The following is a 12,806-nucleotide window of genomic DNA, read 5'->3' as shown; positions in this document are numbered from 1 at the left end:
GTCGGGCTACTCCAATGGATCGGCTTGGGGGACTTCGCAATCTTGAAAAGTCGCCCGCCGATGCGCCGCATGTGAACGGATCTTTTACGGTTCCTTTAAGGTGCTTCTGCCCGTTTGTCGGGGGCGGCTTACCCGCGGTGCCACTTCTGGTTGGCGGTGCCCGCGCAGTCCCACAGCTGCAGGCCGGCGCCGTCGTTGCCGTTCCAGTCCTTGATGTCGATGCACTTGTTGGCCTGCGGATTCACCAGGTCACCGGCGGCCGACAGGACGAACTGCTGGGCCGCGTTGCCGCTGCAGCCGACGATCTGGATGACCGCGCCGTTGGCCGTCGAACCCCACGCCACGTCCATGCACTTGCCGTTCGAGGTCTGCAGCGTCCCGTTCACGAACGTCCACTTCTGTGCGCCCGTCCCGTTGCAACCCCAGGTCTGCAGGGCGACCCCGTCGGAGAAGTTCGAGTTCGGCACGTCGACGCACTTGCCGTTCCAGTCGCTGATCAGCGAGTTGGTGCTGCCGCCACCGCTGGTGGTCAGTGACAGTCCGTAGGCGCCGAGGATCTCGTTCACCGGCTGGAACCACATCGTGCCGCCGGAGGTGCAGTTGCCGCTGCCGCCGGAGGTCACGCCCTGTGCCTGGTTGCCGGAGATCCATGACCCACCGGAGTCGCCCGGTTCGGCGCACGCGTTGCTGCGGGACAGCCCGGAGACCGAGCCCTGGGCGTACACGATCGTCTCGTTGCGGCCCAGCAGGGTGCCGCAGCGCCAGCCGGTGGTGCGGCCCGAGCGGCAGATCGAGCTGCCGATCGCGGCGTCCGCCGAGCCGGCCACCACCACGTTGCCGCCGGAGTAGTTGTTCACCCACGGTTGCGACGTCCAGTTGCCGTTGGTGCGGATCCACGAGTAGTCGTTGCCCGGGAACGACGAGCCGGCGAACGTGCCCTGGCTGACGTTGTTGTAACCGAGCGTGGGGCTGCCGGTGCCGCCGCAGTGCCCGGCGCTCACGAAGCCGCCGGCCACCGCGAACCCGACCGAGCACAGCGTGTTGCCGTTGATCACGTACTGGTCGCCGCCCCGAATGTCGTACATCGTCCGCGGCTGCTCATTTTCCGCGAGCACGGTGACCTCGCCGGCCCCGGCGGCCTGCGCGAACTTCCGGGCCGCGCCTTCGGCGCCCGGCTTCGCCAGGACGACGACCCGATTGGCAGGCACGTCGACATACCAGCCACGGACGTTTGCTTGGGCTGCGCGCGACGCATGAAGGTCCAATTTCGTACGGGCGGCCGCAAGATCAGCAGACCCACGCCGTACGCGAACCGGGTTTGCTCCTTCCGCCCGTACCGAAGCCTCGGCAGCTGCGGAAGTGACGGCGACCGTGAGTTTCGACGCTCCGTCGGGAATCCAGGCGCCGGCGAAGGCGGAGCCGAGCCTGGCGGTCAACCGCTTCTCCACCACCGGGGCCGCCGCCTCGGTGCGCAGCCGGGCCGCGATCTGGCTGTCGTCGAGCTTGAGGTCGCGGCGCATGGCGGCGACCATGCCGGGCGCGATGTCGAATTTCGGGGGAGCGGCGGACGCCGGTTGTGGGGTCAGAGTGGCCACGGTGATCGCCGCGGCGACGATCGCCAGTATTCTTCGGGCCATGGGGGAGTCCTTCCACGCAGGGGAAATGTGAGGAAGGAGAGCGCTCTCTTGATCGGAGTCTGTCTATGTGTGACAACGCTGTCAAGAAACCTTACGGAAACTTGCCCTATTGAACGCGAGTGTGCTGGATCGCCTGCCCTCGCCGCCGATAGGTGACGCGTGCAAGGCTGGTTCTTTCCGGAGGATGGGGTACGGGGAATGGGCATGATCAAGGTCGTCGGGCTGGTACTGCATCCCCGGCGCGACTGCGGCTCGGCGATCGACGCCATCGTCGAATGGGCCACCCGCCGCGAGGTCACCGTTCTCGGCCTGCACGACGAGATCAACCGGATCGACTGCGAGGCCGTCGCGGTCAGCCCCGAGGAGATGGTCGAACGGGCCGGACTGCTGGTCAGCCTGGGTGGCGACGGCACCATGCTGCGCACCATGCGGCTGGTCGAGGGGCGCAAGACGCCGGTGCTCGGGGTCAACGTCGGGCGGCTCGGGTTCCTCGCCGAGGTCGACCTGCCGGACCTGCCGGCCGCACTGTCCGCCATTGACGAGCATAAATTCACGATCGAGTCGCGTACGGCGGTGCGCACTGTTCTGCCTGACGGCAGAGCGGTGTCCGCGTTCAACGACATCGCGATGGTGCGGGTGCCGGGCGACGGTCTGGCCGCGGTCGGCATCTCGGTCGAGGGTAAAAACTTCGTGAACTACGCGGCCGACGCCGTGATCGTGGCGACACCTACCGGCTCGACGGCCTATTCGTTCTCGGCCGGCGGCCCGATCGTCTCGCCCAACGTCGAAGGCCTGATCGTCAGCGCCTCGGCCGCGCACTCGTCGTTCAACCGCTCACTGATGCTGGCCCTGTCCGAGCGCCTCGAGCTCAACGTGCTGCCCACCAGCGGGCGGCTCGCCATCGAGGTCGACGGCATCATCGAGGGGTACGCGCAGCCCGACCACAAGCTCGAGATCGTGCCGATCCCGGCCGCCGCCCAGGTCGTCCGGCTCGGCGGCACCTCGTTCTACGAGCGGGCCCGCCGCAAGCTGCGGGTCGAGGGCAGCGCCCAGGTCGGCGTGCCCGACGCGGCCGCCGACGCCACCGTGGTCGACAGCTTCGAGCGGCGGCGCTACGAGATCCTGCTCGGCGGCGAGGTCGCCGGGGTTCTGCACTACCGGCGGCACGGCGAGAAGATCGAGCTGATGCACACCGAGATCGAACAGTCGTTCTCCGGTCAGGGCCTGGCGTCCCGCCTCGCCTCGGCCGCCCTGGAGGACGCCCGCGTCCGCGCCACCCCGGTGGTGGCCTCCTGTCCCTTCGTCACCGGCTACCTGGACCGCCACCCGGAGTACTCCGACCTGCTATCAGATGGGGTTTGACAGCATGGGCCATCCCGCCATCCTGACCGTTGACGACGACCCGTCGGTGTCCCGGGCGATCGCCCGCGACCTGCGCCGCAAGTACGGCGAGCAGTACCGCATCGTGCGCGCCTCCTCGGCCGCCGAGGCCCTGGACGCGCTCAAGGAACTGAAACTGCGCGGCGGCCGGGTCGCCGTGATGCTGGCCGACTACCGGATGCCGCAGATGAACGGCATCGAGTTCCTGGAGCAGGGCATGGACCTGTTCCCGAACGCCCGCCGCGCGCTGCTGACGGCGTACGCCGACACCGACGCGGCGATCCAGGCGATCAACCTGGTCGACGTCGACCACTACCTGCTCAAGCCGTGGGACCCGCCGGAGGAGAAGCTCTACCCGGTGCTCGACGCGCTGCTCGACGCCTGGCAGGCCACCGGCGACCGGGAGATCGAGGACATCCGGGTGGTCGGGCACCGGTGGTCCGAGCCGTCGTACCAGATCCGCGACTTCCTGGCCCGCAACCTGGTGCCGTACCGCTGGCTGGCGGCCGATGAGCCGGAGGGCCGCCGCCTGCTCGAGGCGGCCGACGCCGGGCCGGAATCCATCCCGCTGGTGGTGACCGCCGACGGCCGGGCCCTGTCCCGGCCGACCACCGCCGAGGTCGCCGAGGCGGCCGGCCTGCCCACCACCCCCGGCCGCGACTTCTACGACCTGGTCATCGTGGGCGGCGGCCCGGCCGGGCTGGGCGCAGCCGTCTACGGCGCCTCGGAAGGCCTCAAGACCCTGCTGGTGGAGCGCGAGGCGATGGGCGGCCAGGCCGGTCAGAGCTCCCGCATCGAGAACTATCTGGGCTTCCCGGACGGCATCTCCGGGGTGCAGCTCACCGACCGGGCCCGCCGGCAGGCCACCAAGTTCGAGGCCGAGGTGCTCAACACCCGCGAGGTCACCGGGCTGCGGCTGGACGGCTCGGCCCGCACGCTGACCTTCGCCGACGGCGGCGAGATCTCCGCGCACGCGATCGTGCTGGCCACCGGCGTCGCCTACCGGCCGCTGCCGGCCGACGGCATCGCCCGGCTCACCGGCTCCGGGGTCTACTACGGCTCCGCCTCCACCGAGGGGCCGGCCTGCGCCGGCGCCGACGTCTACATCGTCGGCGGGGCGAATTCGGCCGGTCAGGCCGCGCTCTTCTTCGCCCGGTACGCCAAGAAGGTCACCCTGCTGGTCCGGGGCGACTCGCTCGAGGCGTCGATGTCGTACTACCTGATCCAGCAGCTCGCCAACACTCCGAACATCGAGGTGCGGACCAACTGCGAGGTGCTCGGCGCGCACGGCGACGGCCACCTGCAGGCCATCACCATCTGCGAGAACAAGGGCACGCTGGAGACCACGGTCGAGTGCGGCGCGCTGTTCATCTTCATCGGCGCCGAACCGCGCACCGACTGGCTCGGCACCACCGTGGCCCGCGACGAGAAGGGCTTCGTCTACACCGGCCCGGATCTCATCGCGAATGGGTCCCGTCCGAAGGGATGGGATCGGGACCGCGATCCGTTCTACCTGGAGTGCAGTGTTCCCGGCATCTTTGCCGCCGGCGACGTCCGGGCCAACTCGGTGAAACGGGTGGCCTCGGCGGTCGGCGAGGGCGCGATGGCCGTCACGCTGGTCCATCGTTACCTGGAGGCACAGTAATGACTGACGTAGTCAAGTTGGTCCCCTGCGAGCCCGGCCTGTTGACCCCCACCGAGCTGCGCACCCTGTTCCTGTTCGAGAAGCTGACCGAAGAGCAGCTCGAATGGATCGCCGCCCACGGCTGCACCATGCACATGCCGGCCGGCGGCGTGGTCTGCCGCGAGGGCGACCCGGCCGACCAGTTCTACGTGCTGCTCAGCGGCACGATCGCGCTGACCCGCAAGGTCGGCCAGGACGAGGTGCAGACGGTCCGCACCGAGCAGCGCGGCGTGTACATGGGTGCCACCCAGTCCTACCTGCGCGACGACGGCGTGCTCCGGACCAACCAGGCGACGATGCGGGCGCTGGACGACGCCGACTTCTTCGTGATGTCGGCCGAAGACTTCGGCTTCATGATGCGCGAGTGGTTCCCGATGGCGATCCACCTGCTCGAAGGCCTGGTCATGGGCATGCGCAGCTCGGCCGCAGCGATCAGCGAGCGGCAGCGCCTGCAGGCCCTCGGCGCTCTGTCGGCCGGCCTCATGCACGAGCTGAACAACCCGGCCGCGGCCGCCTCCCGGGCCACCGCCGTGCTCCGCCAGCGGGTCGCCGGCATGCGGCACAAGCTCGGCAAGCTCGCCTCCGGCAAGGTGCCCGCCGACCGGCTCGACGCGCTCGTCGAACTGCAGGAGGAGGTCATCGAGAAAGCCTCCAAGGCGCCCACGCTGACCGCCATGCAGGCCTCCGACCGCGAGGACGAGCTCGGCGAGTGGATGGACGAGCACCTGGTCACCGGCGGCTGGGACATCGCTCCGGTCTTCGCTCAGGCCGGCCTCGACATCGACTGCCTCGGCGACATCGAGGCCAAGGTCGGCTCGCCCGAACTGCTCGACCAGGCCATCCACTGGATCGGTTACGCGCTCGAGACCGAGCAGCTGATGACCGACATCGAGGACGCCACCGGCCGGGTGTCGTCGCTGGTCAACGCGGCCAAGCAGTACTCACAGATGGACCGGGCCGCGCACCAGTGGATCGACGTGCACGGCGGCCTCAAGTCGACCCTGGTCATGCTCACCCACAAGATCGGCGACGGCATCACCGTGGTCAAGGACTTCGACCGCTCGCTGCCGCAGATCCCGGCCCATCCCGCCGAGCTCAACCAGGTCTGGACCAACCTGATCGACAACGCGGTGCAGGCCATGAACGGCGTCGGCACGCTGACCATCAAGACCTACCAGGAGGACGACCACGTGGTCGTCTCGATCGGCGACACCGGCCCGGGCGTGCCCGAGGACCTGAAGAAGCGGGTCTTCGAGCCGTTCTTCACCACCAAGCCGGTCGGCCAGGGCACCGGCCTGGGCCTGGACATCTCCTACCGGATCGTGGTCAACGGCCACGGCGGCGACATCGTGCTGAAGTCCCAGCCCGGCGACACCCGCTTCCTGGTCCGCCTGCCGCTGACCGAGCCGTCGTCGGCCTGAGAAAGTCGGATGCTCATGGCGCCGCCGGCTCGTAGGGTCGGCGGCATGCTGTGGGATGCCGAAACCGCCGCCGAGTACGACACACCCGGCGAGGGCATGTTCTCGCCCGAGGTGCTCGACCCGACCATCGACCGGCTCGCTGCCCTGGCCGGCGCGGGCGCCGCGCTGGAGTTCGCGGTCGGTACCGGGCGGGTCGCGCTGCCGCTTTCTGCGCGCGGCGTGCCGGTCACCGGGCTCGAGCTGTCCGAGCCGATGATCGACCGGCTGCACACCAAGGACCCGGCTTTCCCGGTCGTGGTCGGCGACATGGCCACCACCCCGGTGCCGGGCGAGTTCACGCTGGTCTACCTGGTCTTCAACACCATCTCCAACCTGCTCACCCAGGCCGAGCAGGTGGAGTGCTTCCGCAACGCGGCCCGCCACCTGACGCCGGGCGGCCGGTTCGTGATCGAGCTGTGGGTGCCCGAGCTGCGCGCGCTGCCGCCGGGCCGCACCGCCACGGTCGGCGTCAACGAGCCCGGTTACATCCTGCTGGACACCTACGACGTGCTCAACCAGCACGTGGTGTCGCACCACTTCCGCTTCGACGACACCCGGCAGGCAAGGTTGGGCCGCTCACCGCACCGCTACATCTGGCCGTCCGAGCTGGACCTGATGGCCCAGCTGGCCGGCTTCACCCTGGAGTCCCGCCACGCCGACTGGTCCGGCACCCCCTTCACCGCCGACTCCCCGTCCCACGTCTCGACCTACCGCCTGCCTCAGGCGTCCAGTTCGTAGAGGTGTTCTTCGGTGTCGTCGAAGTCGCGCAGGTCGGTCAGTACCTGGCGTAGCTGGAGGCAGCCGTCCTTCACCGCCTGTTCCGTCTGCAGCGCGCTGCGGGCCCGGATGACCGACGACGTCACCATGCCGGGCTGGCCGGCCTCGAACTGCACCCCCTGCGCCAGCTGCACAACCGTCCAGCCCGCGACGGGGAACTGGAACAGGTCGTAAAGGCGTACCAGATCCTGCTCCTCGGGCCGCAGGGCCAGATGGAAGAAGACCAGGAACCGGATGCCGGCGGCGGACGCCTCCTGGTTGCGACGCACAGTCAACTTCATGGATGGCCACGCTACGCCAAGGTCAGTGATCGGCCAGGGCGATGCGGCCGTTGCGCAGGGAGATCGACTGCTTGGGGCGTACGCCCAGGGCGGTTGCGGTCACCAGCAGGTCGTGGTCGCGGCGGACCGCGAAGCCGTTCGACGCCAGCAGGTGGGCCATGGCCGACGGGCGCCACGCCGAGCGCCACGGCTCGGCCGCCCACGGGTTGAAGCGGCGGGCGGCGGCGCCGACCACCTTGCGGGTGACGCCGGCGAGCAGGGACGGAGCCTGGTAGTTGACGATCAGGCGGCTGCCGGGCGCCGAGCGGGCGGTGATCGAGGCGACCGTGGTGGCGACGTCGGCGCGGGTCAGGTAGGGCACGACGCCCTCCCAGATCCAGGTGGTCGGCTCGTCGTCGCGCTGGCCGGCCGCCGCCAGGGCGTCGGTGAGCCGGTCTTTCGCGAAGTCGACCGGCACGAACCGGGGCGGCTCACCGTCCAGGGCCGCGGCGCGGTCCCGTTTCTCCTGCTGGGAGGCGGGATGGTCGACCTCGAAGATGCGGGTGCCGGTCAGGTCGAGTCGCCAGGCGCGACCGTCCAGGCCCGCGCCGAGGATCACCAGCTGCGGGGTCGGCGAGTTGCGGACGGCGTCGTCGATGGCGACCGTGCGGGGCACGACGATCTCACTGCCGGCCCGGATCATCTCGTACTGCAGGCGGGCGGGCATCTCTTTGGGGGGCTGCTCATCGCGTACGCGTAAGACCTGCTCCTGTTCCTCCTCGCGCAGGAGAAGGAGGGCGGTCGGATCCGCGAAGCGGTCCGGCGCGACCCGGCCGTCGGCCACCGCCCGGCTCTGGCAGACCAGGACGGCCGTGCGGCTCGCGCCAAGCTCGGTCACGCCGTGAGTGTCCCCGATGACCGCAATCGGCGCCAGTCGCGCGGCGGTGTTCCGAAGGCCGCGCTGAACGCCCGGCTGAAGGTGGACGCCGAGCGGAAGCCGGCCCGTTCGGCGATCGTCTCGATCGGCAGCTGCCGATTTTCCAGCAGGTCGCGGGCCCGGGTCAGGCGGGTCTCGCGGATCGTGTCGGCGACCGTGGTGTCCTCGGCCTCGAACGCCTTCTGCAGGGTGCGCAGCGGGACGCCCAGGTGTTCGGCCACGGTGACCGGGGTCAGGGTGCCGCTGCGCAGGTACAGCTGGATGTGCCGGCGGGCGCGGAACACCAGGCCGGCGGTGCCGTCGCCGGTCCGGCCGCGGCCGGTCACGTCGCCGGCGAAGCCGCGGGCCAGGTCGACGATCGACTGGGCCAGCGCCGCCCGGGACGCCTCGCCGAGCTGGTTGCCGGTCATCAGCTGGTCGGCCATCAGGGCCAGCAGCCGGGGCGGGCCGTCGGTGAGCGGATAGGTGCGGGCCCCGAGCGTGTCGATCTCGGCCGAGGTCAGCGGCAGGTCGGTGCGGCGGATCCGGATCGACAGCGTGCGGAAGTCGGGGGTCATCCGGATCCGGGTGAGCCGGGGCACGTGCTGGACGGTCAAATGCCCGGCCGGTCCGGCCGTTTCGGCGCGGCCGTGGCCGGTCACCACCGCGCCGCCCGCGATGAACGACCAGGCCAGTACGTCGCCCGGGTCCTGGTAGCGGGACTGCGGGTCGTCGCGGGAGTTCGGTGCCTTGAGGTGATCCAGCCGGACGGGGCCGGTGGTGGTCGTGCCCAGGACGGTGCCGATGGTGGGCGCGAAGCCGCGCGCGGTCCGGGTGAAGTCCGGCAAATACATCACTGACCCCCTCGGCGCCCATGCTCGGTGTGACGATGTCGGTCTTCATTGCAGCAGCGTGCGGTGGTCGGATACCACGAAGAAGAGATGAAGAATGACGACGCCTTCGGGGCGATGCTGCGACGGGTACGCCTGGCCGCCGACCTGACCCTGGAACAGCTCGCCGCCGCATCGGGGCTCAGCGACCGGGCAATCAGCGACATGGAACGCGGCGTGAGCCGCGGACCCCGGGTACGCACGATCGAGCTGCTGGCGGACGGGCTGAACCTGTCGCCGGAGGATCGGGCCGCGCTTCAGGAGGCCGCGCGGGCCGGTCGGGCCGGTGTGCAGGCCGGGGCGGCCGGGCTGCCGATGCCGCGCCGGATGGCCGACTTCACCGGGCGGGCCGCCGAACTGGCCCGCATCGCCGGCTGGGCGGACACCGCACGTGCCGGCGCCCCGGCGCCGGTGATCGTGATCAGCGGTGAGCCCGGCGTCGGCAAGACGTCCCTCGCCATCCGGGCCGCCGAGGCGTGGGCACCGGACGCGCGGCTCTTCGTCGACCTGCGCGGTCTGGACGCCCGGCCGGTCACCCCGGCCACCGTGCTCGGCCGGCTGATCCGGGCGGCCGACCCGTCGGTCAAGGCGGTGCCCCGCGACCTCGACGAGGCGGCCGGACTCTGGCAGGGGCTGATCCGCGGGCGGCGGTGCGTGCTCATCCTGGACAACGCCTCCGGGGAGGGGCAGGTGCGCCGGGTGCTGCCGGCGGCCGGGCCGGCCGTGGTGCTGGTGACCAGCCGGCGCACGCTCGGCGGGCTGGAGGGCGCCCGGTGGACGCGGCTCGACCGGCTGCCCGAAACCGACGCCGTGGCGCTGCTCGCCGCGATCATCGACGACCCGCGGGCGTCGGGCGACGATCTTTACCGCATCGCCCGGCTCTGCGCACGGGTGCCGCTCGCCCTTCGGATCGCCGGGAACCGCCTGGTCAGCCGGCCGGGCTGGACCACCGCGGACCTGATCGCCCGGCTCGGCTCCGAGGACCGGAGGCTTGACGCACTGGCCGCCGGCGACCTGCGGATCGAGGCCGCGTTCACGCTGTCGTACCGGCAGCTGTCGGACGTCGGGCAGCGGATGTTCCGGCGGCTGGCGCTGGTGCCGGGGCCGTCGACCGGGCCGGAGCTGGCGGCGGCACTCGCCGGCGAGTCGCTTCCGGTGACCGAGGACGCGCTCGACGAACTGGTCGACCTGAGCCTGGTGCAGCAGCGCACCGACGGCCGGCTGCAACTGCACGACCTGCTGCGGCTGTACGCGCAGACCCGGCTGGACCCGGCCGAGAGCGAGGCGGCCACCGAACGGCGCGACACGTGGTTGCTCACCCGCACCGTGCAGGCCGGGCAGTACTTCGAGCCGTCCGGCGTACCGGAGGGCTTCGCGTCGGCCGACGAGGCGCAGGCCTGGCTGACCGCGGAGGTCGACAACTGGCTGCCGGTGCTGTTGGAGACGGCCGACGACCGGCGGGTCGTCGAGGTGGCCGAGTCGCTGCACTGGTTCGGTGACGCCTGGCCGCGATGGCCGCAGTGGGTCGACGTCTACACCGCGTCGAGCGCGGCCGCGGAACGGCTCGGCGACCGATCACTGCAGGCGACCCACCTCGGGTACCTCGCCTGGGCCTTCATCATTCCGGTGCACGATCCGGAGCGGGCCCTGGAGCCGGCGCGACAAGCCATCGCCGCCGCCGACTCGGCCGGTGATGTACGCCAGGGCGGCTGGGCCCGGTACTACCTCAGCTGGGCACTGCACAGTCTCGGCCGGTTCGCCGAGGCGCTGCCGGTCGGCCGGGCCGGCGCCGACCGCCTCCGCGCGGCCGGCGACCGCGAAGGACTGCCGAACGTGCTGATCGCGCTCGGCTTCCTGCTCGAGGACACCGGCGACGCGGACGGCGCGCGGGCGAGCTATCAGGAGGCGGTCGAGGCGATCACCGATCCGGCGACGGCCCCGCCGCGGCACATCGCCGGATACATTGAGATGTCCGCCCGCAACTCGCTTGTCGACCTCGACACCGCGGCCGGGCGGTGGGCCGACGCCCGGCATCAGCTCGACCGCACCGAACTTCTGCTGGCCGAGTTCGGCGGCTTCCTCGCCACCCGGGCGGCCGAGACGTACAGCCGGCGCGCGCTGGTTGCGGCCCATCAGGGCGAGCACGCCGAGGCGCGCGCCGAGCTCGACCGGGTGGCGGCCGTCCTGGCGGAAGCCGGTCAGGCCGAGCCCACGCCGTCGGCGAAGAAGCGGATCGCCGAGGTCAACCGGCTACTGACTGGACAGCCTTCTCGATGACGTCGGCAACGTCCTTCGGGTGGGTCTGCATGACCAGGTGCGGGCCGTCGATCTCGACCACCTCGCGGACGCCGGCCCGCTGGTAGCCGAAGCGCTCTACGTCCGGGTTGATGGTGTGGTCGGCCGACGAGACGATGCCCCAGGACGGCTTGGTCTTCCAGGCGGCGACCGGGGCCGGCTCGCCGAACGCCTGCGCGGTGAGCGGGCGCTGCGACACGGCCAGCACCTCGGCGACCGCGGTGTCCACGCCGGCCGCGAAGACGGCCGGGAAGGCGTCGATCTTCACCGAGACGTCGGTGCCGCCCGGGTACGGGGTGTAGACCAGGTTCGCGGCCAGGTCCGAGTCGGGGAAGCCGCCCTGCAGCTGGCCCAGCGACTCGCCCTCGTCGAGCGCGTAACCGGAGACGAAGACCAGGCCGGCGACGTTGTCGGCGGTGCCGGCGACGGTGATCACCGCGCCGCCGTACGAGTGGCCGGCGAGCACGACCGGGCCGGTGATGTTCTCGACGAAGGCCTTCACCGAGGCGCCGTCTTCGAGGAGGCTGCGGTTGTAGACCGGCGGGACGAGGACGGTGTGGCCGCGGTCGAGCAGTTCGCGGGTGACCGGGGCCCAGGAGGCCGCGTCGGCGAACGCGCCGTGGACCAGAACGATGGTTGCTGACATGCCTTGATGGTGTCGCCGCCGGCAGCGCGGAACGTGGTCGTGCGCGCCCGGTCATGTGAGCCTGCGCGAATCGCGAAGTAGGCGCACAGCGACCGCACAGCGTTTGCATGGCGCTTCTTAAAAACGCCGACCTACCGTCAAAACATGTTGATTCTGGTGCTTTTCGTGATGCTGGGGGTGGGGGCGGCGGTTGCCCTCGCCGGCGGGCGCCGCGGCGCCACGATCCGGGACGACCAGGCGGCGGGGGACGCGCGCGCCGAGGCCCAACGGTGGTACGAGCGGCTTGGCGGCCAGCTGGTGAACCTGCCCAACGACAATGCGCTCGCCCGGCAGGCGCTGGCCGACGCGGCCGAGCGGCATCAGGCCGCCGGTGCGCAGCTGGCCCAGGCCGGTACGGTCGTGCAGTTCCAACTCGCCCGGGAGACCGCGCTGGAGGGGCTCGCCTACGTGCGGGCCGCCCGTACCGCGCTCGGCCTCGATCCCGGACCGGAGCTGCCGCCGATGGCAGCGGCCCGGGGCACCGGAATGATCATGGAAGAGCGCGAGATGAACGGCTACCGGGTCGGGCCGCGGTCCAGCGCCGCGACGCCCTACTACTACCCGGGCGGCTACGTCGAGGGCCGGCCGGTGCCGGCCGGTTGGTACTCGACGCCCTGGTGGAAGACGGCCCTCGCGGCCGGGGCCGGCACGGTCGGCGGGATGCTGATCTTCGAGAGCCTGTTCGGCGGCCACCACGGCCAGGGCGGGCCCGGGATGTTCGGCGGAGGCCCTGGTGGCGGCGGGTTTGACCTGTTCTGAGTGACAAGGGGCACGTGTGGGCTTGGCCGCGATTCGTTGTAGCGGCCAAGCCCGAAGAGAAGG

11 protein-coding genes are annotated in these 12,806 nt (G+C 70.9%); 6 read left to right on the top strand and 5 right to left on the bottom strand.

The features are described from left to right. Window positions 1–128: 128 nt before the first annotated feature. Window positions 129–1,637: a S1 family peptidase gene (locus tag Ate02nite_RS03540; protein ID WP_239147086.1), complete on the bottom strand. Its 1,509-nt coding sequence runs from the start codon at window positions 1,635–1,637 to the stop codon at window positions 129–131. 204 nt (window positions 1,638–1,841) lie between these two features. Between Ate02nite_RS03540 and Ate02nite_RS03535 the strand changes: the two genes are divergently transcribed. From Ate02nite_RS03535 to Ate02nite_RS03520, 4 genes are read left to right on the top strand one after another with little or no spacing between them, the layout of a single operon-like run. Beyond that, window positions 1,842–2,999, top strand: coding sequence for an NAD(+)/NADH kinase (locus Ate02nite_RS03535; protein WP_239147085.1), 1,158 nt, complete (start codon window positions 1,842–1,844; stop codon window positions 2,997–2,999). A gap of 4 nt (window positions 3,000–3,003) precedes the next feature. After that, window positions 3,004–4,662 carry an NAD(P)/FAD-dependent oxidoreductase gene (locus Ate02nite_RS03530; protein ID WP_203798603.1) on the top strand — a complete coding sequence of 553 codons (1,659 nt, stop codon included), beginning with the start codon at window positions 3,004–3,006 and terminating at the stop codon, window positions 4,660–4,662. After that, window positions 4,662–6,122: an ATP-binding protein gene (locus Ate02nite_RS03525; RefSeq protein WP_203798601.1), complete on the top strand. Its 1,461-nt coding sequence runs from the start codon at window positions 4,662–4,664 to the stop codon at window positions 6,120–6,122. The genes Ate02nite_RS03530 and Ate02nite_RS03525 overlap by 1 nt, the downstream gene beginning before the upstream one ends. A gap of 45 nt (window positions 6,123–6,167) precedes the next feature. Then, on the top strand, window positions 6,168–6,899 hold the full coding sequence (locus tag Ate02nite_RS03520; protein ID WP_203798599.1) for a class I SAM-dependent methyltransferase: 732 nt from the start codon (window positions 6,168–6,170) through the stop codon (window positions 6,897–6,899). Here the strand turns inward: Ate02nite_RS03520 and Ate02nite_RS03515 are convergent. The 3 genes from Ate02nite_RS03515 to Ate02nite_RS03505 are packed head-to-tail and all read right to left on the bottom strand — an operon-like array spanning window position 6,881 to window position 8,968. Beyond that, on the bottom strand, window positions 6,881–7,219 hold the full coding sequence (locus Ate02nite_RS03515) for a hypothetical protein (RefSeq protein ID WP_203798597.1): 339 nt from the start codon (window positions 7,217–7,219) through the stop codon (window positions 6,881–6,883). The two genes, Ate02nite_RS03520 and Ate02nite_RS03515, sit on opposite strands and share 19 nt — an antisense overlap. A 22-nt stretch (window positions 7,220–7,241) precedes the next feature. After that, window positions 7,242–8,096: a class I SAM-dependent methyltransferase gene (locus Ate02nite_RS03510; RefSeq protein ID WP_203798595.1), complete on the bottom strand. Its 855-nt coding sequence runs from the start codon at window positions 8,094–8,096 to the stop codon at window positions 7,242–7,244. Continuing rightward, window positions 8,093–8,968: an AraC family transcriptional regulator gene (locus Ate02nite_RS03505; protein ID WP_203798587.1), complete on the bottom strand. Its 876-nt coding sequence runs from the start codon at window positions 8,966–8,968 to the stop codon at window positions 8,093–8,095. The genes Ate02nite_RS03510 and Ate02nite_RS03505 overlap by 4 nt, the downstream gene beginning before the upstream one ends. An 87-nt stretch (window positions 8,969–9,055) precedes the next feature. On the opposite strand from Ate02nite_RS03505, the gene Ate02nite_RS03500 reads away from it, so the two are divergent. Beyond that, a complete protein-coding gene (locus Ate02nite_RS03500) occupies window positions 9,056–11,281 on the top strand; it encodes an ATP-binding protein (protein WP_203798585.1) in 2,226 nt (741 codons plus the stop codon). Here the strand turns inward: Ate02nite_RS03500 and Ate02nite_RS03495 are convergent. Further along, window positions 11,247–11,945 (bottom strand): alpha/beta fold hydrolase, encoded by a 699-nt coding sequence (locus Ate02nite_RS03495; RefSeq protein WP_203798583.1) that lies wholly within the window; start codon window positions 11,943–11,945, stop codon window positions 11,247–11,249. The two genes, Ate02nite_RS03500 and Ate02nite_RS03495, sit on opposite strands and share 35 nt — an antisense overlap. A 144-nt stretch (window positions 11,946–12,089) precedes the next feature. On the opposite strand from Ate02nite_RS03495, the gene Ate02nite_RS03490 reads away from it, so the two are divergent. Further along, window positions 12,090–12,743, top strand: coding sequence for a hypothetical protein (locus Ate02nite_RS03490; RefSeq protein ID WP_203798581.1), 654 nt, complete (start codon window positions 12,090–12,092; stop codon window positions 12,741–12,743). The last annotated feature ends 63 nt before the right edge of the window (window positions 12,744–12,806 follow it).

The organism is Paractinoplanes tereljensis, from assembly GCF_016862435.1.
Classification (GTDB): domain Bacteria; phylum Actinomycetota; class Actinomycetes; order Mycobacteriales; family Micromonosporaceae; genus Actinoplanes; species Actinoplanes tereljensis.
Note: the sequence above shows the minus strand (reverse complement) of the source record. Positions and strands in the feature narration are given on the sequence as shown.

Bases quoted from the DNA above. Each gene is read 5' to 3' on its own strand.
- Ate02nite_RS03495 (WP_203798583.1), bottom strand. From the start codon at position 11,945: ATGTCAGCAACCATCGTTCTGGTCCACGGCGCGTTCGCCGACGCGGCC.
- Ate02nite_RS03515 (WP_203798597.1), bottom strand. From the start codon at position 7,219: ATGAAGTTGACTGTGCGTCGCAACCAGGAGGCGTCCGCCGCCGGCATC.
- Ate02nite_RS03535 (WP_239147085.1), top strand. From the start codon at position 1,842: ATGATCAAGGTCGTCGGGCTGGTACTGCATCCCCGGCGCGACTGCGGC.
- Ate02nite_RS03530 (WP_203798603.1), top strand. From the start codon at position 3,004: ATGGGCCATCCCGCCATCCTGACCGTTGACGACGACCCGTCGGTGTCC.
- Ate02nite_RS03525 (WP_203798601.1), top strand. From the start codon at position 4,662: ATGACTGACGTAGTCAAGTTGGTCCCCTGCGAGCCCGGCCTGTTGACC.
- Ate02nite_RS03540 (WP_239147086.1), bottom strand. From the start codon at position 1,637: ATGGCCCGAAGAATACTGGCGATCGTCGCCGCGGCGATCACCGTGGCC.
- Ate02nite_RS03490 (WP_203798581.1), top strand. From the start codon at position 12,090: ATGTTGATTCTGGTGCTTTTCGTGATGCTGGGGGTGGGGGCGGCGGTT.
- Ate02nite_RS03505 (WP_203798587.1), bottom strand. From the start codon at position 8,968: ATGTATTTGCCGGACTTCACCCGGACCGCGCGCGGCTTCGCGCCCACC.
- Ate02nite_RS03520 (WP_203798599.1), top strand. From the start codon at position 6,168: ATGCTGTGGGATGCCGAAACCGCCGCCGAGTACGACACACCCGGCGAG.
- Ate02nite_RS03500 (WP_203798585.1), top strand. From the start codon at position 9,056: ATGAAGAATGACGACGCCTTCGGGGCGATGCTGCGACGGGTACGCCTG.